This is a genomic window from Pseudonocardia nantongensis (assembly GCF_046546495.1).
In the GTDB taxonomy this organism is placed as follows: Bacteria; Actinomycetota; Actinomycetes; order Mycobacteriales; family Pseudonocardiaceae; genus Pseudonocardia; species Pseudonocardia nantongensis.
Genome location: NZ_JBKGXT010000027.1, coordinates 28,690 through 49,662, shown reverse-complemented (window position 1 = coordinate 49,662; position 20,973 = coordinate 28,690). Strand labels below are relative to the sequence as shown.

The following is a 20,973-nucleotide window of genomic DNA, read 5'->3' as shown; positions in this document are numbered from 1 at the left end:
GGCGCGCGCCCGCCGGCCGATGACCGCCGCACGGTTCCCCGGCCGCCGCACGCCGCCGCCGACGGGGCTGCGGACCCGGCCGGACCTCGACGCGCTCACCGGGCTGCGCTCGGGCAAGCCGTCGTTCTACCCGGAGTACCGGGTCAACGCCGAGCGCCTGCGGCGGGTCATCGTCGCGCTGGACCGGATCTCGGCGGCGCTGGTCCGGACGATGGAGGGCTCCGAGGCCCTGGTCCGGGCCGTCGCCGACGCCGCGGCCGACCACCTGTCGGCGGACTGGGTGATTCTCGGCCTGGTCGAGGGCGAGCTGCCGGACGCGCTGCCCCGGCACGTCGTGCTGGGCCCGGACGGCGTGGAGTGGGCGGACCTGGGGCTGGTGCCGGACAAGGTGCGCCGGCACATCGCCCTGGTGCAGGCCGGCGACGCGGCGAGCGGGCACTCCGGTGCCGAGCACCGCTCGCACGTGCACGTCCCGATCCGGCTCGACGGTCGCACCGTCGGCGGGTTCGTGGCCTGGACGCCGCCGGATCGGGAGATCGACGAGACCGACCACTCGGTGCTGCGCATCCTGGCCGGGCAGACCGCGGCGGCCCTGCAGAACTGCGCCCTGCTGGACCGGTCCGAGCGGCTGCACGCCCGCACCGCCGCCCAGGCCGAGGACCTGCGGGCGCGCAACGACGAGCTGACCCGGGCCCAACAGGAGCTCGGTGCGGCCCGCCAGCGCGAGGTGCTGGACAACGAGCGGCACCGGATCGCCCGCGAGCTGCACGACAGCGTGACCCAGTACGCGCTGTCCGCGGGCATGCACATCGAGCTGTGCCGTTCGGAGATCAGCGACCCGAACCTGCTCGGGCACCTGGACACGGCCAAGGACCTGACCCGGCGCGCCGTCGAGCAGCTGCGCTCGGCGATCTACGCGCTGAACGACGACGACCACGCGGACAAGGACCTGCCCTCGATGCTGCGGCAGCTCTCGGCCGTGCACATGCCGGACGAGCTGCGGGTCGAGGTGGCCATCGGCGGCACCCCGGCGGTGCTGCCGCACGAGCACGAGCAGTCGCTGTTCCGGATCGCCGGCGAGGCGTTGTTCAACACCGCGATGCACGCGTCCGCGTCCCGCGCGGTGGTGCGGCTGGCGTACCAGACCGAGCGGGTCCGACTGTCGGTCTCCGACGACGGCGGCGCCTCCCCCGACCAGATCCGCCGGACGCTGCGGGCCGCGTCCGTGCGCGGGCCGTCCGGGGAGCACCGCGGGCTGGTCAACATGGACGCCCGGGCCCGGGAGATGGGCGGGACGCTGCGCTTCCGCCGGTCCCGGATCGGGGGTCTGCAGGTGCAGGTGGACGTCCCGATCGGTGGGACGGCCGGGATGGAGGTCTCATGAGCCGCCTCGACACGTGCTTCCCCGCGGGGGCGTCGTGAACGGCGCCGTGCGCACCGTCCCCGGTCGGGCCGGTGATGGGGGTGACGGCGGTGCCGGCGTGCGACCGGTCCGGATCGTGCTGGTCGACGACCACTCGATCATGCGGCAGGGGCTGCGGGCGGTGCTCGAACGCGAGGACGACCTGCGGATCGTCGGCGAGGCGGGCAGCGCCGCGGAGGCGATCACCGCCGTCGCCGCCGGGCGGCCGCAGGTGGTGCTGCTGGACCTCAAGCTCGCCTCCGGCCCGCAGACCGACGGCCTGGAGGTCTGCCGCAGGCTGTGCACCGACCACCCCGGCATCGGGGTGCTGGTGCTGACCACCTTCGCCGAGGACCGGCTCGTCGTGGAGTCGGTGCAGGCCGGGGCGCGGGGCTACGTCGTCAAGGACGTCGACACCACCGAGCTGGTCCGGGCCATCCGCGCGGTGTCCCGGGGGGAGAGCGCGTTCGACGCCCGCAGCGCCTCGGCGATGGTCCGCTCGCTGTCCGGCGGGATGCCGGACCGCGAGCGGCTCACCGACCGCGAGCTGGACGTGCTCCGACTGCTGGCCCGCGGGCTGTCGAACCGGGCGATCGGCGCCGAGCTGTTCATCTCCGAGACGACGGTCAAGTTCCACGTCGGGAACCTGATGCGCAAGCTGATGGTGTCCCGGCGTGCCGAGGCGGTCTACACCGCGACCAAACTCGGCCTGCTGTAACCCGCTTCAGCTCTGCCCGTGCAGGAACTCCGCGACCCGCGGGACCTGCCCGAGCAACGCGTGCCCGGCGGCCGGTAGCACCTCGACCCGGGCCCGCGGGGTGAGCCCGGTGAGCCGGCGGACCGTCCCGACGGAGTCGAACACCCGGTCCCGGGCCCCGACCACCGCCAGGACCGGCATCGTCAGCCGGCGCAACCGGTCGTCGTCGAACACCGGGAAGCGCTCGGTGCGCGGACGGAAGCCCCGGAAGCTCCGACCGATCTCGTCGAGGACCGCGCCGTGCTCGCGGGCGTCGAGCCCGGTGATGAGTTCCGCGGAACGCCGCCGCCCGCGTGCCCCGAGCAGGCTCAGGAAGAACGCCGGGGCGAGTCTCCCGATCGTCTGCCGCCCGATCCCGGCCGGGCACAGCAACGCCAGCCGCTCCACCCGCTCCGGGTGCCGGCTCGCGAAGTCCGTCGCGGTCCAGCCGCCGAGCGAGAGCCCCACCAGCGCGGCGCTGCCGACGCCGAGCAGGTCGAGGGTCTCGGCGAGCCAGTCGGCCGTCGTCGCGGTCGTCAGGTCGAGCCGGACCGGGTCGCTCAGACCGGGCTCGCCGAGCAGATCGACCAGGACGACCGGCCGGTCGCGCGCGAGCAGCTCGACGCCGTCCGCCCACACCGCGCTGTTCCCGCCCGAGCCGTGCAGCAACACCACCGGAGGGCCGTCGTCGGGGCCACAGGTCAGGACGAACGTCCGGCCGGCACGGGTGTCGAGCATGTGGCGCTGCGCGGGCACCGGCCAGGCGGCCAGCTGCTCCTCGTAACGCGTGCGGACCGCGACGGCAGCCGCCTCGCTGGTGTAGATGGCGCCGGCAGCGAGGTCCCCGGTCATGTCCCGCGCCCCCGCCCGCTCGTCGGACCGACACCCCACCACGTGCCCGACTGCCACCGCGACCCGGTTTCCGGCCACCCGACACCGGGTCGCTCGGGTCCCGCGGGCCGCCGGTCAGGGGCGCCGACCGGAGGTCGCCGCTCAGGGGCCCGCGGCCCGCCGCCCGCCACGCACCGGCAGCGCCGCGCCCCGCGCCCCGCACCCCGCAGCGCGTTCCGCGGAACGCGGCCACGGGTTCGCACGGCGTCGCTGTCAGACCCACGTGCCATCCTGATACGAACATCAGTTCGATACATGGGAGCGTCCGATGCCCACCTCCACCAGCTTCGACACCGAATCGGTCGCTCCGCTACCGACCTTGCCCCTGCCCGAACTCGAGTCGGAGTTGCTCGGCCTGGCCGGACACATCGCCGCGGCGGAGTGCCGGTTCCTGCGGCTGCTGGCCGAATTCGACCGGCGCGGCGGCTGGGCCGGCATCGGCGTGCGCTCGTGCGCCCACTGGCTGGCGTGGCGGGCGGGCATGAGCCTGCGAACCGCGACGGAGCACCTGCGCGTCGCCCACGCCCTGGCCGAGCTGCCCCGCATCACCGCCGCGTTCGCCGCCGGACGGATCTCCTACTCGAAGGTCCGGGCGATCACCCGGGTGGCCGGCTCGGAGAACGCCGCGCTGACCCGCATCGCCACGACCTCGGGCGGCCCGGCAGCCACGGCCGCGGGTGCCGGCGACCACCGCGACGCCGACACCGGACACGCCGCAGACACCGGACACGCCGCCGACACCACCGACGAGGACGACGCCGATTCCACCACCGACCCGGCGCCGTCAGGTGGCCCCGAACCGGACTCGCGGCCCGACCCCGAGGTGGCCGAGCAGGTGCTGCTGGACCTCGCTCTGTCCGGCACCGCGAGCCACGTCGAGACCGTGGTGCGGGCCGTTCGCCGCCGCACCACCCCGCCCGCGGACACCACCGCACGCCGCGGCCTGACCTGGCACCACGACGTCGACGGCTCCCTCGTCGTGCGCGGTCGGTTCACTCCCGAGGACGGCGCCGTACTCGTCGCCGCGATCGAGTCCCGCCTCCCGGCACCCGCCCCGAGCCCGAGCTCGGACGCCGCACCACCGAAGGACCTCGACCAGCGCGGCCTCGAGCAGGAGCCCGGCGCGGCGGTCGATCGGCTGGCGGCCCGCCGCGCCGATGCACTGCTGGAAGTGGCCCGCCAGCACGACGACGCGACCGGACCGGTGGTCGCCCGCGGTGCCGCGCAGGTCGTGGTTCACGTGGACATCGGTACCGGCACCGCCCGGGTGGCCGGCGGCCCCGAACTTCCGGAGAGGACCGTCGAGCGGCTGGCCTGCGACGCACGTGCCCAAATCCTGCTCGACGACCGGGTCACGAACCGGCTCTACCTGGGCCGATCCCGGCGTCTTGCCACGCCCGCCCAGATCGCCGCGCTCACCGCACGGGACACCGCCGATGGTGGCGGCTGCCGGTTCCCGGGGTGCGGGCGCACCCGGCACCTGCACGCCCACCACGTCCGGCACTGGCTGCGCGGCGGTACCACCGACATCGACAACCTGATCCTCCTGTGTGGACACCACCACCGGCTTGTCCACGAGCACGGCTACCGGATACGGCTCCGGGAGAACGGCCGCTGGGAGGTCCGCCGTTCGGACGGCGGAGCGGTGGCACCGTCCGGCGAACCACTGAACGGGTCCGCCGAGGCGCTCGTCGAGATCAACACCCGGGCAGGCCTGAAGATCGACCGCAGCACCCTCACCCCGGACTGGTACGGCGACCGTCTCGACCCGGAGCCGATTCTCGACGCCCTGCTACCACCCCGGACCTCCGCTTCGGCTGCGGCCTGAGTCCCGGTTCCTGCAGGGAAGGCCGCAGCAGGTTCCGCGGAACGCGAGCCGGCGCCCGGCCCGGTGATATCGGACCTCGCCACACCGAGCGACACCTGCCTCCGCGTCCCGTGCCGGTCGTGCCGGGCGATGCCGCCAGGGTGCGGTAGACATGGCCGATGCGGTGGTACGCGGAACGCCCGGGGCGGGTCGCCCGCCAACTGGTCGCGGATCTGATCGCGCTGCTGTGGGCGGTGCTGGCGGTCGTCGCCGGGACGACGGTGCGGGAGGGGCTGAACGCGCTGCGCGGGCCGGGTGACGCGCTGGTCGGGGCCGGTGGGCAGGTCACCGACTCGTTCACCGAGATCGCCGGGACGGTGTCCGGGCTCCCGTTCGTCGGGGGCGATCTCTCCCGTGCCCTGGATCCGGCGGTCGGGGCCGGCACCCGGCTGGCGGACGCCGGCCAGGAGTTCGGTGACACCGTCGCGACGGTCGCGGACTGGGCAGGCGTGCTGATCCCGCTGCTCCTGCTGCTGCCCGTGCTGCTGGGTTGGCTGCCGCTGCGACTGCGCTACGCCCGCCGGGCCGGTGCCGCGGTCGGTGCCCGTGGGGTCGCGCCCGACCTGCTCGCCGTGCGGGCGCTGGCCCGCGTCCCGGTGGCGCGACTGACCCGGATCGCCCCGGATCCCGCCGCCGCCTGGCGCTCCGGGGGCCCGGAGGTGGTGCAGCGCCTCGCCGAGCTGGAACTCGCGGACCTGGGCCTGCGGGCCCCGTGACCGGACTCCGAAACTGCCTCGCACGCCGCTGACCGCGGCCGCTGTGTCGTCGGACGACGTCAGACCTCGCGGTCCGGCGAGCTCGCGTGCGCCCAGTGGCGGCGCGGGATCCGCCCGGCGTGCCGCGCATCCCAGCCGGCCTCCACCCCGCGGCGCATCGCCCGGGCCATCCGCTCCGGCTCCGCGGCCCGGGTGACGGCGGTGGCCAGCAGCACCGCGTCGCAGCCGAGTTCCATCGCCTGGGCCGCCTCGGACGCGGTGCCGATTCCGGCGTCGAGCACGACCGGGACGCCCGCGCCGTCGACGATCATCTCGATGTTGTGCGGGTTGCGGATGCCCAGCCCGGTGCCGATCGGTGATCCCAGCGGCATGACGGCGGCGCATCCGGTCTGCTCCAGCTTGCGGGCCAGCACCGGGTCGTCGTTGGTGTAGGGCAGCACGGTGAACCCGTCGTCGACGAGCTGCTCGGCGGCGTCGAGCAGCTCAACGGGGTCCGGCAGCAGGGTCCGTTCGTCGGCGACGACCTCCAGCTTGACCAGGTCGGTCTCCAACGCCTCCCGGGCCATCCGCGCCGTCAGCACGGCCTCGGCGGCGGTCCGGCAGCCCGCGGTGTTCGGCAGCACCCGGATCCCGAGCCGGGACAGCAGTTCCAGCAGCCCGGTGCCGCCCTCGACGTCCACCCGACGCAACGCGACCGTGGTCAGCTCGGCCCCGGAGGCGACCAGCGCCCGCTCCAGGATCTCCAGGTTCGTCGCCCCGCCGGTGCCCATGATCAGCCGGGAGTCGAACTTGGCGTCACCGATCGTCAGCGGCGCGTCCGCGATCTCGCTCATCTCATCCTCCCTGCACGGCGGTCAGTACCTCGACGCGCGTGCCCTCGGTGAGCCGGTGCTCCGGCCAGTCGGTGCGGCGGACGACCTCGCCGTCGACGGCGACGGCGACGCCCCGCTCGGGCAGTCCGGCCTCGGCCAGCACCCCGGCGAGGGTCGCCCCGCCCGCCGTCTCGCGGCTCTCGCCGTTCAACACGATCCGCATGTCACTTCCTCTCCGCCGGGAGGCGATCGACGCTCGCTCCGGCTACGCGCCACTCGGTACCGAACCGGCTCGGGTCCGCCACCCGGGCGGCCTCCGGCACGGCTTCGCCGCGCAGCAGCGCACCCACCGCGGCCGCCGTGACCGGGGCCAGCAACATCCCGTTCCGGCCGTGCCCGGTCGCGACCAGCAGCCCGTCCGGGCCGGTCCGGCCGATCAGCGGCAGGTTGTCCCGGCTGCCGGGGCGCAGCCCCGCCGCCGCCTCGGTGAGCGCGTACTCGGCGATCCCGGGCAGTACCCGTTCGGCGTCCCGGAGCAGGTCCCGGACGCCGCCGACGGTCACGTCGGTGTCGAACCCGTTCTCCGCCGTCGTCGCACCGACGACCAGGTCGTGCCCGGGGCCGGGACGTGGCACCGCGTACACCGGGCGGCCGTCGACCAGGGCCCGCACCGTGCGGGACGGCGGCGGCAGCGCCCCGGCCCGCCGGGTCAGCCGCAGGATCTCGCCCTTCACCGGACGGACCAGGCCGTCCAGCGCCGGGTGCAGCCGCGACGACCACGCCCCGGCCGCGACCAGCACGGCGTCGGCAGCCACGTGCTGGGACGGGGCTGAGCCGTCGGCGGCCAGGTGCACGCCGGTGACCCGGTCGCCGTCGTCGGCCACGGCCTCGACGGCCCGCTCGACGACCGCCACCCCGGCCCGCTCGCAGGCGGCCCGCAACGCGTCCAGCAGGGCCCGGTTGTCCACCGACGGGTCGTCGGGGACCGAGAGCCCGCCGCGGACGTCCGGGCCGAGCGCGGGCTCCAGGCGACGCAGCTCCCGGCCGGTCATCCGCTGCACCGGGCGGCCCAGGGTCTCCAGGTGCCCGGCCAGCGCGGCCAGCTCGTCCCGGTCTCCCGGACCGGTCGCCGCGACGACCGTGCCCTCGGGGTGCATCCCCGCGTCGGTGCCGGCCTCGGCGGAGAGCTCGCGGGTGAACTCCGGCCAGCGGGTCACCGAGTCCAGCCCCAACGCGAGCAGGTCCTCCTCACCGGGCCACGCCTCCGTGACCGGCGCGAGCATCCCGCCCGCCACCCGGGACGCACCGGAGCCGGGCGCCGGATCGAAGACGGTCACCCGCAATCCGCCCCGCGCGGCCTCGCGGGCCGCGGCGAGCCCGATCGCGCCCGCGCCGACGACCGCCAGCCGTCCGATCATGGTGGTTGCACCTCACTCCCTGCGCCGGCATGACCCGGATCAGGTTCGACGGTCGGGACCGGCAGGTCCCCTCTCAGCCTGCTGCGGCAGGCTCCCGTGGTTCTCGCGTCCGCCGTCCACGGTACGCCGTAGCGTGCGTGCCGTGTCCTCCACCGAGACCCGCACCGCCGAGACCCGCACCGCACGCCCGGACCGGCTCGATCGCCTGGAGCGAGCCCGGCTCTACCTCTGCACCGACGCCCGCACCGACCGCGGTGACCTCGCCGAGTTCGCCGACGCGGCGCTGGCCGGCGGCGTGGACGTCGTGCAACTGCGGGACAAGGGCGGCCCGGACGGACCGCTGGAGGCCAACGCCGAGCTCGCGGCCCTGGAGGTGCTCGCCGACGCGTGCCGGCGGCACGGCGCGCTGCTGGCCGTGAACGACCGGGCCGACGTCGCCCTGGCCGCCGGCGCGGACGTGCTGCACCTCGGCCAGGACGACCTGCCGGTGCGCTGGGCGCGCCGGGTGGTGGGCGACGACGTGCTCGTCGGCCGGTCCTCGCACAGCACGGACGAGACCCTCGCCGCGGCGACCGAGGACGGCGTCGACTACTTCTGCGTGGGGCCCTGCTGGCCGACGCCGACCAAGCCGGGCCGCCCCGCGCCGGGCCTCGACCTGGTCCGCACGGTCGCCGGGCGGGCACCGGACCGGCCCTGGTTCGCGATCGGCGGGATCGACGAGCAGCACCTCGACGAGGTGCTCGACGCCGGGGCGGAGCGGATCGTCGTCGTCCGCGCGATCACCGGCGCCGACGACCCGCAGGCCGCCGCCGCCCGCCTGAAGGCCCGGCTGACCCGCTGATCCGTCGACCCCGGTGGATCATTCGGTCGGGGAGGCGCCGCCGCCGTCCTGGCCGGAGTTCTGCTGGCCGGAGTCCGGCTCCTGGGTCGGCAGCACCCGGTTCAGCCCGTCCTGCAGCCGGTTGCCGCTGTCACCGTCGGACCCGGAGCCGCTCTCCTCCGATTGCTGCTCCCCCGACTCGCCGGTGCTCGTCCCGGACTCCGAGCTGCTCTCGGTCGAGGACTCACCGGTCGAGGTGGCGCTCTCCGAGGTCGACGACGAGTCGGTGCCGCCGCTCTGCTCACCCTCATCGGTGGCCGGTGCCGGCGGCCCGGGACGGACGACGCCCCCGAGCGAGGTGCCGGAGCCGTTGCCGGACAGCGACGACCCCTTCACGACCTCGATGCCCGTGATCAGGAACATCGAGACGGCGAAGGTGAGGACCCCGAGCACCGCGGACACGATCAGCGTCTTGCGGGTGGGCCGGACCCGGCGCCACCCGCCGCGCCCGGCCGCCGACCCGGCCCGCTGCCTCCGGCCGGGCGCCTGCGACGGGTCGAGCCGCACGGTCTCCTCGCCGGTCGGCCCCGCCGCTCCGCGCCCCGACGACTGCCGGGCCGCCATGGCCGTCCCCTCGGCGACGCCCTTGCCCTTCCGGGCGGCCGCCTTGTCCTTGAGCTCGAGCGCCTTCCCCTTGCCCTGCTCGATCCCGCGGGTGAGGAACGCGCTGGCCAGCGTGTAGACGATCGAGCCGAGGGCCGCGCCGAGCACGGTGCCGACCGCGCCCAGGAACGAGCCGAGGATCGCGCTGACGATCGACGCGCCCGCCCCGGCCGCGATCTCCTTCGGGCTGAGGCTCTCCTTGAGCGAGCTCGTCTCCTGCGCGGAGTTCGCCCCGCCGCCGACCGGACCGTTCGGCTCACCGGGCCCGGCGGCCGGACGCAGGTCGCCGGCGCGCAGGTCGGCAGGGCCATCCATCGCGCGGGTGCGCGGGTGCCCACCCGGAGACGCGGCCGGCGGACCACCCGGGCCGGGGACGACCCGGGTCGGCCGGCCGGCCGGTGGGCCGGGGGCCGGGCGCGCTTCGCCCGGCCTCGTCGTCCGGGTCGGGCCGGCACCGGCGCCGGCCTGCGGCGGGCGCGCCGGTTCGGCGCGCCGCTGCTGCGGGAGGCGGGGCACGTCCGAGGAGGCGACGCGGGGTGGGCCGGAGGGGGACGCGGGGCGGGACGGTCCGGGGACGTTGCGGTCGACGTCACCGCGGCCGGGCTCCGGCGGGCGCTGCTGTGGCATGGCTCCTTGCAGTGATCGTCGGTGTGGCGGTTCCAACAGAGAGAACGTCCGGGCGCACCGAAACGCACCCGACGATCACCCGATGTGGTGACCTTCACGAGACGGAGTGAGAATCACGGTAAGATCACGATTTTAGCCGCACCCGGGGTCAGCACCCGTCACCGGGGGTGACGAATGCCCGGGTGATCGTCCGGCAACGCCGTACGCAGCAACGGCCACGATGCGAGCACGCTCAGGCCGACCAGGACCGGGCTCAGCACGGTGCGCGCCAGGCCGAGCAGTACGACCGCGTCGGCGGCCCACAGCGGCACGAACACGGCCAGCCGCAGCACGTACTGCGCCACCCACGCCCAGGACGCGCGCTGGTACCCGCGCAGCAGATCCGGGTCCCGCCGCCAGCGGGTCCGCTGGCCGAGCAGCCCGCCGACCACCACCCCCAGCAGCGGCCAGCGGATCACGATCGAGATCGCCCAGGCCAGCGCGCTGCCGGCGTTCGAGACGATCTGGAGCAGGAAGAAGTCCGACGCCCGGCCGGTGGCCAGCGCCACGCCGGCCGCGGCCACCACCCCCGCCAGGCCGAACAGCACCGCCCGCGGACGACGCCCGCGGGCCAGCCGCCAGAGCGCGACGGCGGCCCCGGCGACGACGGCCGCGCCGGCGCCCCAGTTGATCGGGAACGCCGAGCCGGCCCATCCGGCGACGAGCCAGCCGAGCACGAACGCGACGACCGGCACCGAGGCGTCCACCGCGCCGGCCCGGCCACCGAGCAGCTCGCCCAGCCCGGGATCCGGCCGGCGAACCGGTTCGGCACGAGGCGCGGGATCGGGGCTCACCCCGTTAAGGGTGCCCTACGACGCCGTCCGGGTCGACGCGACGTCGGCGGAACCACGTGGCGCGCACCACCACGAGGGCCGATCATGTGTGCACCGCCGTAACACCGGGCAGAAGCGCGGTGAACTGCATCGTGCACACGAAACAGGAGCAGGCCGAGGCGCGTCCGCGCCCCGACGGGGACCGGGAGGAGGCGGTGCGCGTGCGGCACCGGAGCTACGTCGCGATCGGCGACAGTTTCACCGAGGGTCTCGACGACCTCGCCCACCGGTTCGACGCCGCGCTCGTCCGCCTGGCCGCGACCGGGGCCGAGGTCCTGATCTTCACCGGCTTCGACCTGCGCCGGATGCAGGGCGTGGGGTCCGGACCGGGTGCACCTGGTCCCGCACGCGCACGAGCGGGTGGCCTGGCGGGTGCTGGAGGCGCTCGGCGAGCCGGTGCCTGCCGAGACGGGTGGCCCGCCCCGGGTCCTCGATCCGGGGCGGGCCACCCGGGAAGCACTACCGCACGGGAGTGAAGTCCCGCGCCCCGATGTGCTCGGGCCGCGGCTTCGGCGCCGCGAACGGCTGCACGCACGTGTTCTGCACGCTGTTGAACACCAGGAAGATGTTCGAGCGGGGGTACGGGGTGATGTTGTCCCCCGACCCGTGCATGCAGTTGGCGTCGAAGAACGTCGCTGCGCCGGCGTCACCGGTCATCATCGCGATGCCGTGCCGGTTACCCAGGGAGGTGACCGAGTCCGCGTCCGGGGTCCCGATCTCCTGTTCCTTCAGCGACGACAGGTGGTTGTCCTCGGGCGTCTCACCGACGCAGGAGACGAACGTCCGATGCGACCCCGGCATGATCATCAGGCACCCGTTGAACGGGTGGTTGTCGGTCAGCGAGATGGAGCAGCTGACCGCCCGCGGGCCCGGCATGCCGTCCTCGGCGTGCCAGGTCTCGAAGTCGGAGTGCCAGTAGAAGCCGCCACCACCGAGGCCGGGCTTGTAGTTGATCCGGCTCTGATGCACGTAGACGTCGGAGCCCAGGATCTGTCGCGCCCGGGAGAGCACCCGCTCGTCGCGGACCAGCCGGCCGATGGCCTCGGAGATCCGGTGCACCTCGAAGATCGAGCGGACCTCGTCGGAGGACTTCTCGATCACGCACCGCTCGTCGGAGCGGACGCCCGGGTCCTCGGCGAGCCGGTCCAGCTCTGCCCGGTACGCGGCGACCTCGTCTCCGGTGAGCAGGCCCGGGACCTGCACGAAGCCGTCGCGCTCGTGCGCGTCCAGCTCCTGGGCGCCGAACATCCCGGCGCTCGAACGGTCGCCCCACACGGTGGGCTCCGCGCGGTCGATGAACGCGGGCACCTGCGAGACGCGGGTGGGGTAACGATCCCCGGCGGTGTTCCGGAGTCGGGTGAAAGCGTCGTTGCCGACCACGGCCGTCATGGCGCATTCCTCCTTGCGGTGTCTTTCGGTTCCTTCCCACGGAGGGCCTGTAGCTAGACCAACAGGGGCGTTCCCGCTGTACCGCAGCGGAAACGCCCCTGTCTGTGGTTCTGTGTTGCGGTGCTTCAGTCTCCGACGACTCAGTCCTCGACGACGAGCGGGTAGACCCCGTTCTCGTCGTGGACCTCGCGGCCGGTCACCGGCGGGTTGAACACGCAGACGGTCTTCATCAGCGTCTTCGGGCGGAGCTGGTGCTTCTCGTTGCCGCTCAGCACGTAGATCGACCCCGGCGCCAGCTGGTAGGTGACGTCGTTGTCCTTGTCGTAGAGCTCGCCCTCGCCTTCGGTGATGAAGACGGCCTCGATGTGGTTGGCGTACCAGAAGTCGTTGATCGTGCCCGGCTGCAGCACGGTCTCGTGGACCGAGAACCCGACCTTGTCGTTGGCCAGCACGATGCGCTTGCTGCGCCACTGCTTGTTCTCGGACTCGACATCGCGCTCGGTGTCGGTGATCTCGTCGAGAGTACGGACGATCATGTGCTTATCAGCTCCCGGTCACGGTTCGGACGGACTCCGCGATGATCTCAAGTCCCTCGTCGAACTCGGCGTCGGTGGTCGTCAACGGCGGCAGCAGCTTGAGGACCTCGTCGTTCGGCCCCGCCGTCTCCAGCAGCAGCCGCTGCTCGAAGGCCTTCGCCGCGACCTCGTCGGCCAGGCCCTCACCCTCGAACTGGATGCCGCGCGCCAGCCCGCGACCCTTCTGGAAGCACTCGGTGCCCTTGGTGTCGGCGATGATCTTGTTGAACGCCTCTTCGATCTTCTCGCCCTTGCGGACGGTCTCCTTCTCCAGCGTGTCGTCGGTCCACCAGTTGCGCAGCGCGTGCGCGCCGGTGACGAACGCCGGGTTGTTCCCGCGGAAGGTGCCGTTGTGCTCGCCGGGGCCCCACTGGTCGTACTCCGGCTTGATCAGCGTCAGGGCCATCGGCATGCCGTAGCCGGAGATCGACTTGGAGATCGTCACCATGTCGGGCTTGATGCCGGCGATCTCGAACGAGAAGAACGGTCCGGTCCGCCCGCACCCCATCTGCACGTCGTCGACGATCATCAGCAGGCCCTTGCGGCGGCACAGGTCCTCGAGGCCCTGCAACCACTCGATCCGTGCCGGGTTCAGGCCGCCCTCGCCCTGCACTGTCTCCACGATCACCGCGGCCGGCTCGTTCAGGCTGGAACCGGCGTCGTCGAGCGCCTTCTCGAACCACAGGAAGTCCGGGAACTTGCCGTCGAAGTAGTTGTCGAACGGCATCGGCGTGGAGTGCACCAGCGGGATGCCCGCACCACCGCGCTTCATCGAGTTGCCGGTCACCGACAGCGCGCCCAGCGTCATGCCGTGGAACGCGTTGGTGAAGTTGATCATTGCTTCTTTGCCGGTGATCTTCCGGGCGAGCTTCAGCGCCGACTCGACGGCGTTCGCACCGGTCGGCCCGGGGAACTGGACCTTGTAGTCGAGACCCCGCGGCTTGAGGATCAGGTCCTCGAAGGTGTTCAGGAACTCGCCCTTGGCCGTGGTGTACATGTCCAGGCCGTGCGTGATGCCGTCCCGGCTCAGGTAGTCCAGCAGCGGCTTCTTCAGCACCTCGGGGTTGTGCCCGTAGTTGAGCGCCCCGGCGCCGCCGAAGAAGTCGAGGTAGGAGTTGCCGTCGACGTCGGTCAGACGGCTGCCCTTGGCCGTGTCGAACACGACCGGCCAGTTGCGGCAGTAGCTGCGGACCTGGGACTCGAGATCCTCGAATACGGTCACGTCTTCTCACCCTCTGTGTTCGAAGCGATCGGGCCGATGCGGTAGAGGTGCTCCGGCTCGCGCTCGTCGCCGAGCAGGTCCGGACCGAAGAGGTCCTCCCGCTCGATCGTCGTGTCGTGTCGTCTGGCGAAGGAGCTGAACAGCTTGATCGACGACTCGTTGTCCGGCGTGATCGTGGTCTCCATCCGGGCCACGCCCGCGGTGGCGACCGCCCGGTCCCAGGCCGCGTCGAGCATCCGGCCCGCCAGCCCGGCACCGCGCGCGACCGGGTCCACGCACACCTGCCAGATCAGCAGCGTGTGCTCGGACTCGGGGCGCAGGTACCCGGTGACGTAGCCGACGGCCCGGCCGTCGTCCCGGCGCGCGATCACCGAGGAGCGCGCGAAGTCGCGGCACCAGAGCACGTACGCGTAGCGGGAGTTGGCGTCCAGCGTGTGCGACTCGACAGCGAGTCGCCACATGTCCACCCCGTCGGTCGGGACCGGCGCCACGATCTCGTAGGAACGTCCGCCACCGGCGTCCGCACCCGGCGCGGAGCCACCGGCTCCGGAGAGGGTGCTGGACGCCCGAGGCTCGGCCTGCTCGGGTGCAGTCATGTCGGTCGAGGTTAACGGGACGAGCGGCTCGACGCAGCCGCTGAGGGGGCCGCGCAGCATGGTGAGCTGCCGTTCTCGTGACCTGGCCCACATCCGGCAACCCGGCGCCCCGAACCAGCGTCCGCCCTGTTGGGGCCGGGGATCCGCCGGGTCCGGCGGGGGCCGTCACGGGAGCCCCGGACGCGCCTTCGTAACGCTCGCCACGCTGTGCCACGACGGCAGCTGCACATTCGGCCGTTCGTGCGGATGCACTTGCATCTGCACGAATCTCGGGTGACCATGGAGCTTCCGCCGATCCCTGCCGGAGGAGACGCCGTGTCCGTACCGCCCGTCAGTACGCGCCAGGGGTCCTCCGCTGCGCGGTCCGCCGCGGAACCGAACGCGACGGTCACCTGCGCGCGGGACGGGCGCAGTCATGTCGTGCCGCACGCCGTGCTGGCCGAGTCGTTGACCGCCGGCACCGGCTGCTGCACCGCGGTCTGCGGGCACCTGGTGCTCCCGGCCTCGCTCGCGAGCCCCCGGGGGGACCGGTGCGTGCTCTGCGCCGACGCCTCCGGCGGCACCCGCCGCGAGCCGCGACGCCGGCTCTGGTCCGGCGGGTACCGGGGCCGCACGGTCTCCTGACCTCGCCGACCGTCCGCTCCCGGCCAGGGCCGGCCACGGGGAGCACCGGTTCGTCACCCGCCGTGGACAGTCGACACGACTCCCGTGTTGAGTGATCCACGGACGGTGGCGCCGAGGCCGCCCGACATGAAGGAGCGGTTGAGTCCATGCGCGCGCTCTGTGCGGTCGACCTGGCCCGCTATCCCCTCGACGCACCGGGTTCGGCCGGGTGGCGGGCCGCCGTCGCGGCGGCCAGGGACCAGCTGGCCACGGACGGCTGCGCGGTACTCCCGGGGTTCGTGCAGGCGTCCTGGCGGGACCGGCTGCGTCTCGAGGGCGAGACGATCGCGCCGCGCGCGCACTACGAGACCCGCACCGTGAACGTCTACAACACCCACCCCGACCCGGGGCTGCCCGCCGACCACCCGGCCCGGGTGCCGCTCGAACGGGGCAACGCGTTCGTCGCGCGGGACCGGATCCCGCCCGACCACACGATCCACCGGCTCTACCCCGATCCGGCGTTCCGGGAGTTCCTGGCCGCCTGTGTCGGGACCGGGGAGCTGCACGAGCTGGCCGACCCGCTGGCCGGGCTGTGCCTGAACGTCGTCACCGACGGCCGCGCGCACCCGTGGCACTTCGACACCAACGAGATCGCGATCAGCCTGCTCACCCGGGCCCCGGACGCCGGCGGGACGTTCGAGTACTGCCCCGACATCCGGTCGGCCGACGCCGAGAACACCGCCGACGTGGCGGAGGTGCTGGCCGGCCGCGGCGGCGGCCGGGCCCGCCGGCTGGATCTGCGTGCCGGGGACCTGCAGCTCTTCCGCGGCCGGTACTCGCTGCACCGGGTCACCACCGTCCGCGGCCCGGTGGCCCGGCACACCGCGATCTTCTCCTACAGCACCCGGCCGGGGGTGATGGGCAACGCCGTCCGGACCCGGCAGCTGTTCGGACGGGTGCTGGCCGAACACGGTGGGCCACGTGAGGTCCGCGTCGACGGGCTGATGGACTGATCCCCGTGACGGACGCGACCGGTACGACCTTCGCCGCCGACGACGACCTGGCGAAGGTGCCGCTGCCGACCCTCGCCGCCTCGGTGGACCGGTTCCTCGAGTGGTGCGCCCCGCTGCTCACCCCGGACGAGTACGCCCGGACCGAGGCCGCAGCACGGGACCTGCTGGCCCCCGGCGGCACCGCCGAGCGGCTGCAGGCCGACCTGGAGCGCTTCGACGCCGAGCCGTCCACCGACAGCTGGCTGGACGAGTTCTGGCCGTCGCGCTACCTGGGCCGCCGGGACCGGATCGCGCTCAACGCGAACTTCTTCTTCCTGTTCGGCCCGGGTTCCGACGACCCGTGCCTGCGGGCCGCCGAGCTGGCCACGGCCGCGCTCGGGCACAAGGCCGACCTGGACGCGGGCACGTTCCCGCCGCTGGCCCCGCGCGGCGTCGCGCAGTCGATGGAGCAGAGCAGGCACATCTTCTCCACCACGCGGATCCCCGGCGACCCGCAGGACCACGTCCGTAGCCCGCACACCGACGCCTGGCCCGGCCCGTCGACCGAGCGGCACGTCGTCGTGTTCTGCCGGGGCCGGATCCACCGGCTGGACGTGCTCGGCCCGGACGGCTCCGCGCACACCGTCGACGAGCTCGCCGGCGCGCTGCGGGGGATCCGGGGGACGCATCCGTCGCGAGCCGCGGTCGCGGAGTCCGTCGGGTCGCTGACCACCCTCGCGCGGGCCGAGTGGGCCGGCGTCCGGGACCGGCTGGCCGGGCTGGACCCGGCCAATGCCGAGGCGATCGACCTGGTCGAGCGGGCGCTGTTCGCGATCTGCCTGGACGACGAGCGGCCGGCCGACGAGACCGCCGCCTGCCGCACCCTGCTGGCCGGGGACTCCGGGAACCGCTGGTTCGACAAGGCGCTCTCGATCGTGGTGCTGGCCGACGGCACCGCCGGGGTCAACATCGAGCACTGCGAGCTGGACGGCACGACGGTCCTCACCCTGGTCGACGCGATGTTCGCGGACAGCGTGCGGACCCACGCCGACCGCGCGGGCGCCCGGGAGCAGGGCGCCCCCGCGCACGCCGAGCTGGGCTTCGTGCTCGACGACGACCTGCGCGCCACCGTCGCCCGCGCGCACGACGACTTCGCGGACTTCCTGGCCGGTACCGCCACCTCGCTGGTCGGGTTCGACGACTTCGGCGCCGACGACGCCAAGGCGCTCGAGAGCTCGCCGGACGCGTTCGTGCAGGCGGCGTACCAGGTCGCGCACCGGCGGGCCAAGGGCGTCACCGGGGCCACCTACGAGTCGATCGCCACCCGCCAGTTCCGGCGCGGCCGCACCGAGGCGATGCGGGTGATCACGCCGGAGATGGTCGCGTTCGTCGACGCGATGCAGGACCCGGAGGCCTCCGACGACGACCGCCGCACCGCGTTCCGGGCCGCCGCCGACGCGCACGGCGCGCGGGCCAGGCAGTGCCAGCAGGGCGACGCACCGGAGCAGCACCTGTGGGAGCTGGAGTGGATCCAGCGCCGCCGCGGCGAGCGACTCGGCGCGACCGAGCCGCTGCCGGTGTTCGCGTCCCCCGGCTGGACGGTCATGCGCGACGACTGGCTGTCCACCAGCTCGGCGCCGTCGGCGAACATCCGGTACTTCGGCTTCGGCTCGACCAGCTCGCGCTGCATCGGCGTCGCCTACGTGCTGCTGCCGGACCGGTTCCACGTGCACCTGTCCACCCCGCGGGACCAGGCCGGGGGCATGGACGCGTTCGCCCGGGAGCTGCGGGCCGCCGTCGCGGAGCTGCGAAACCTGCTGGCCTGATCCGGGAGGATCAGCGGACGTGGAGTCCTTTCTCGTCACCGGCAGCTCCGGTCACCTCGGCGAGGCGCTGGTGCGCACGCTGCGCGACGCCGGTACCCCCGTCATCGGGCTGGACCTGCGGCCCTCGCCGTGGACCGACGTCGTCGCGTCGCTGACCGACCGGGAGGCGCTGGCCGCGGCGCTGACCGGCGTCACGCACGTGCTGCACACCGCGACGTTGCACAAGCCGCACGTCGGCAGCCACACCCGGCGGGACTTCGTCGACACCAACGTCTCGGGGACCCTCGCGGTGCTGGAGACGGCCGCGGCCGCCGGCGTGCGCGGGATGGTGTTCACCTCCTCGACCAGCGCGTTCGGCCGGGCACTGACCGGGCGGTCGGGAGCGGTCTGGATCGACGAGTCCGTCGCGGCGCGGGTGCGCAACGTCTACGGCGCCACCAAGACCGCCGCCGAGGACCTGTGCGAGCTGGCGTCGCTCGACCCCGGACTGCCGGTGGTGGTGCTGCGCACCTCGCGGTTCTTCCCCGAGGCCGACGACCGCGACGACGTCCGGGCCGCGATCGACGACACCGCGCTCAAGGTCGTCGAGTTCTGCCACCGGCGGGTGGACGTCGCCGACGTCGTCTCCACGCACCTGGCCGCCGCGCGGCGCGCGCCCGAGCTGGGCTTCGCCCGGTACGTGATCAGCGCGCCGACCCCGTTCACCCCCGACGACCTGACCGGCCTCGGGCGGGACCCGGCGGCCGTGCTGGCCCGGCGGGCGCCCGGGGTGCACGCGCTGCTGCGCGAGCGCGGCTGGGCCGTACCGGCGGTGGACCGGGTCTACGACGCCGCGCGGGCGGTCACCGAGCTCGGGTGGACCCCGGCCTGGGACGCGGAGGCCGTCGCGGCGCGGGTCCGGGACGGTGCGTCGCCGCGCAGCCCGCTGGCCGACGCCATCGGCGCCAAGGGTTACCACCCGTCGCCCACGGGCGTGTACACCCGGTGAGTCCCGCTCATCAGACCAGGTGATGGTAGGCCCGACGGGGTAACGCAACAGGTACGAACAGCGGTATGGGTGTCACGACACCCGCACGCCGCGCCGTCCCCAGCCCGGAGGTCCGCATGACCGGCCCGCAGCAGTCCCGCCCCAGCCCCGCCCCGGGCGGTACGGCCGGCGGCGAGGCGTCCCGGCCGTCGCCGCGCCCGCGGCACGGCCGGCTCGACGAGGACACCGGCGACGGGTTCCCGGAGAACTCCTACCAGGGCGAGGGTTATCCGGACCTGCGCCCGTCCGGGCCCCTCGAGCGACCCGCGCCGTGGACCCGGGGCGGTTACCCGGACCCGCCGCTGTACGGGGAGCACGGCGCCACGGACCCGGGAGCGGCGCAGCGGTATCCCGGCAGCGAGGACGACACCCCCGAGCGGGGCTCGACGCCGTCCGCGGCGGCGTACGGCGATCCGGCCCGCCACGGCTCCAGCACGCGTGGCGGACTCGCCATCGACGGCGGACCGCCCTACACGCCGGCCTCCCGTCCGGGGGCGGCCGAGGACACGGAGGTGGCCGTCGAGCCGGCCACGGTCGCCGCGCCGGAGCGCGAGACCGCGGCGTCGGCGATCCCGGCCCAGCGCGACCCGGCCCAGCGGGACCCGGCCGACGCCCGCGCCAGGCCGACGACGGTCGCCGAGGCGGCCGCCGCCCGCGGTCTCGACCGCGGGCCCGCACCCGCCGGCGAGCGAGGGGCACCCGACAGCGGCACGGGCGGCGGCGGGAACGGCGACCGGTCCGGTGACCCGTCACGTCCGGGGCGCGCTTCCGCAGGCCCGGCCGAGGTCCGGGTCGCCAGGGACTCCCGCGCCCTCACGGTGCTCCGGGTGATCACCTACGTCCTGGTGTCGCTGTGCTGCCTGGTGTTCCTGGCCGGTGTGGTCTACGCCGGGATCTCGTACCTGGAGTTCCGCGAGAGCCTGAACAGCTCGCCGTTCCTGCCCGGGTTCCCGGGCGCCGGCTAGCTGCGGGACAGCACGTCCCGCAGCCGGGTCTCGAAGCCGGCGGGGTCCTCCATGAACCCGACGTGCCCGCCCGGGAAGTGCTCCGGCACGACGCCGAGCGACGCGGCCAGCGCCCGGGAGGTGTGGTCACAGAGCTGGTCACCGGACTGCTCGCCGATGCCGACGACGATCCGCCGGTTCCGCAGGACTCCGGCGTCCGGCACCCAGCCGACGGTCTCGCGCATCTCGTGCAGGAAGAAGTGCCGCTGGTCGGCGGCCTGCTGCTCGGGGTCCGGGCCCGCCCCGTCCGCACCGGGCAGTCCGGTGCCGCCGTCGGTTCCGTCCACGCCGTCCGCTCCGCCCGCGCCGTCCCCAGCCCCCTGCGGCGGCTCGGTCGGCAGGTTCGCCGCGGTCAGGAACAGTGCCCAGGCCGCCCCCGGTCCGTCCTCCCGGTAGGCCCGGATGATCTGCTCGGTGGTCGCCCGGCGGGCCTCGGCGTCGGGGAGCAACTCCTCCAGCGGCGGCTCGTGCGCGACGACGACGGTCACCAGGTCCGGCCGTTCCTGGGCCATGGCCAGCGACACGACGGCCCCGCCGCTGGACCCGAGCAGCGCGGCCGGGCCCCGGCCGAGGTGCTCGAGCACCGCCGCCAGGTCCGCGGCGCGCAGCCCGACCGTGGAGTCGGCGTCGCGGTCGTCGACCGGGCTACGACCGGTGCCACGTGGATCGAGGGTCAGGACGGTGTGGTCGACCGCGAGCCGGTCGGCCAGCGCGGCGAAGTCCTCGGCTCCCATCGGCGAGCCGACGAGCGCGAGCAGCGGGCCGGTGCCGCGCACGTCGAAGTGGATGCGGGCACCGGCGACGTCGAGCACGGCGTCGGTGAGTGTCTCGGGCACGGTCTACCTCCGGAGCGGTCGGGATCTCACCGGGTCCGACCGGCGCCGCGGCCGGAACTCATCGCCGTACGCTGGAGAT

The 20,973-nt window shown here is 74.1% G+C and carries 21 protein-coding genes and 1 riboswitch; of the genes, 10 read left to right on the top strand and 11 right to left on the bottom strand.

Annotated features, from left to right (window positions below):
* Positions 1–19 precede the first annotated feature (19 nt).
* Both ACLFMI_RS23890 and ACLFMI_RS23885 read left to right on the top strand, forming a co-directional pair.
* Positions 20–1,384, top strand: coding sequence for a MadS family sensor histidine kinase (locus tag ACLFMI_RS23890; RefSeq protein WP_410950193.1), 1,365 nt, complete (start codon positions 20–22; stop codon positions 1,382–1,384).
* Positions 1,385–1,481: 97 nt separating this feature from the next.
* On the top strand, positions 1,482–2,120 hold the full coding sequence (locus ACLFMI_RS23885; RefSeq protein ID WP_410950192.1) for a MadR family response regulator transcription factor: 639 nt from the start codon (positions 1,482–1,484) through the stop codon (positions 2,118–2,120).
* A 6-nt stretch (positions 2,121–2,126) separates the two neighbouring features.
* Here the strand turns inward: ACLFMI_RS23885 and ACLFMI_RS23880 are convergent, their stop codons facing one another.
* Entirely contained in the window at positions 2,127–2,990 is an 864-nt protein-coding gene (locus ACLFMI_RS23880; protein WP_410950191.1) for an alpha/beta fold hydrolase, read from the bottom strand.
* Positions 2,991–3,297: 307 nt separating this feature from the next.
* Here ACLFMI_RS23880 and ACLFMI_RS23875 point away from each other — a divergent pair, with 307 nt between their 5' ends.
* Together ACLFMI_RS23875 and ACLFMI_RS23870 are read left to right on the top strand one after the other, a co-directional pair.
* A complete protein-coding gene (locus tag ACLFMI_RS23875) occupies positions 3,298–4,857 on the top strand; it encodes an HNH endonuclease signature motif containing protein (protein ID WP_410950190.1) in 1,560 nt (519 codons plus the stop codon).
* Between the two features lie 158 nt (positions 4,858–5,015).
* A complete protein-coding gene (locus ACLFMI_RS23870; RefSeq protein ID WP_410950189.1) occupies positions 5,016–5,612 on the top strand; it encodes a hypothetical protein in 597 nt (198 codons plus the stop codon).
* Between the two features lie 59 nt (positions 5,613–5,671).
* Here the strand turns inward: ACLFMI_RS23870 and thiG are convergent, their stop codons facing one another.
* The 3 genes from thiG to thiO all read right to left on the bottom strand — a co-directional run bounded on the left by thiG (position 5,672) and on the right by thiO (position 7,842).
* Positions 5,672–6,445, bottom strand: a complete 774-nt coding sequence (gene thiG / locus ACLFMI_RS23865) for a thiazole synthase (protein ID WP_410950188.1) — start codon at positions 6,443–6,445, stop codon at positions 5,672–5,674.
* A 1-nt stretch (position 6,446) separates the two neighbouring features.
* Positions 6,447–6,647: a sulfur carrier protein ThiS gene (gene thiS / locus ACLFMI_RS23860; RefSeq protein ID WP_410950187.1), complete on the bottom strand. Its 201-nt coding sequence runs from the start codon at positions 6,645–6,647 to the stop codon at positions 6,447–6,449.
* 1 nt (position 6,648) lies between these two features.
* Complete coding sequence (thiO, locus tag ACLFMI_RS23855; RefSeq protein ID WP_410950186.1) at positions 6,649–7,842, bottom strand: glycine oxidase ThiO; 1,194 nt, start codon at positions 7,840–7,842, stop codon at positions 6,649–6,651.
* Positions 7,842–7,947, bottom strand: a riboswitch (TPP riboswitch). Its footprint overlaps the gene before it by 1 nt.
* A gap of 37 nt (positions 7,948–7,984) precedes the next feature.
* Here thiO and thiE point away from each other — a divergent pair.
* Positions 7,985–8,683, top strand: a complete 699-nt coding sequence (gene thiE / locus ACLFMI_RS23850; protein ID WP_410950185.1) for a thiamine phosphate synthase — start codon at positions 7,985–7,987, stop codon at positions 8,681–8,683.
* An 18-nt stretch (positions 8,684–8,701) separates the two neighbouring features.
* Here thiE and ACLFMI_RS23845 read toward each other — a convergent pair whose 3' ends face one another.
* From ACLFMI_RS23845 to ectA, 6 genes are all read right to left on the bottom strand, one after another.
* A complete protein-coding gene (locus tag ACLFMI_RS23845; protein WP_410950184.1) occupies positions 8,702–9,640 on the bottom strand; it encodes a hypothetical protein in 939 nt (312 codons plus the stop codon).
* Positions 9,641–10,110: 470 nt separating this feature from the next.
* The gene (locus ACLFMI_RS23840; RefSeq protein WP_410950183.1) at positions 10,111–10,785 is read right to left on the bottom strand and encodes a DUF3159 domain-containing protein; all 675 of its coding nucleotides are present in this window, start codon (positions 10,783–10,785) and stop codon (positions 10,111–10,113) included.
* Positions 10,786–11,283: 498 nt separating this feature from the next.
* Positions 11,284–12,213: an ectoine hydroxylase gene (gene thpD, locus ACLFMI_RS23835; RefSeq protein ID WP_410950182.1), complete on the bottom strand. Its 930-nt coding sequence runs from the start codon at positions 12,211–12,213 to the stop codon at positions 11,284–11,286.
* Between the two features lie 140 nt (positions 12,214–12,353).
* Entirely contained in the window at positions 12,354–12,749 is a 396-nt protein-coding gene (locus ACLFMI_RS23830; protein WP_410950181.1) for an ectoine synthase, read from the bottom strand.
* A gap of 7 nt (positions 12,750–12,756) precedes the next feature.
* The gene (gene ectB / locus ACLFMI_RS23825) at positions 12,757–14,010 is read right to left on the bottom strand and encodes a diaminobutyrate--2-oxoglutarate transaminase (RefSeq protein ID WP_410950180.1); all 1,254 of its coding nucleotides are present in this window, start codon (positions 14,008–14,010) and stop codon (positions 12,757–12,759) included.
* Positions 14,007–14,606, bottom strand: coding sequence for a diaminobutyrate acetyltransferase (ectA, locus tag ACLFMI_RS23820; protein WP_410950179.1), 600 nt, complete (start codon positions 14,604–14,606; stop codon positions 14,007–14,009). The genes ectB and ectA overlap by 4 nt, the downstream gene beginning before the upstream one ends.
* A gap of 315 nt (positions 14,607–14,921) precedes the next feature.
* On the opposite strand from ectA, the gene ACLFMI_RS23815 reads away from it, so the two are divergent.
* The 5 genes from ACLFMI_RS23815 to ACLFMI_RS23795 all read left to right on the top strand — a co-directional run bounded on the left by ACLFMI_RS23815 (position 14,922) and on the right by ACLFMI_RS23795 (position 20,019).
* On the top strand, positions 14,922–15,230 hold the full coding sequence (locus ACLFMI_RS23815; protein WP_410950178.1) for a hypothetical protein: 309 nt from the start codon (positions 14,922–14,924) through the stop codon (positions 15,228–15,230).
* 146 nt (positions 15,231–15,376) lie between these two features.
* Entirely contained in the window at positions 15,377–16,222 is an 846-nt protein-coding gene (locus ACLFMI_RS23810) for a HalD/BesD family halogenase (protein ID WP_410950177.1), read from the top strand.
* A 5-nt stretch (positions 16,223–16,227) separates the two neighbouring features.
* Positions 16,228–18,027 (top strand): choline/carnitine O-acyltransferase, encoded by a 1,800-nt coding sequence (locus ACLFMI_RS23805; protein WP_410950176.1) that lies wholly within the window; start codon positions 16,228–16,230, stop codon positions 18,025–18,027.
* Between the two features lie 19 nt (positions 18,028–18,046).
* Positions 18,047–19,015 carry an NAD-dependent epimerase/dehydratase family protein gene (locus ACLFMI_RS23800; RefSeq protein WP_410950175.1) on the top strand — a complete coding sequence of 323 codons (969 nt, stop codon included), beginning with the start codon at positions 18,047–18,049 and terminating at the stop codon, positions 19,013–19,015.
* A 116-nt stretch (positions 19,016–19,131) separates the two neighbouring features.
* Positions 19,132–20,019 (top strand): hypothetical protein, encoded by an 888-nt coding sequence (locus ACLFMI_RS23795; protein WP_410950174.1) that lies wholly within the window; start codon positions 19,132–19,134, stop codon positions 20,017–20,019.
* On the opposite strand, the gene ACLFMI_RS23790 is transcribed toward ACLFMI_RS23795, so the two are convergent.
* Positions 20,016–20,894: an alpha/beta fold hydrolase gene (locus ACLFMI_RS23790; protein WP_410950173.1), complete on the bottom strand. Its 879-nt coding sequence runs from the start codon at positions 20,892–20,894 to the stop codon at positions 20,016–20,018. The genes ACLFMI_RS23795 and ACLFMI_RS23790 overlap by 4 nt on opposite strands.
* Positions 20,895–20,973 lie beyond the last annotated feature (79 nt).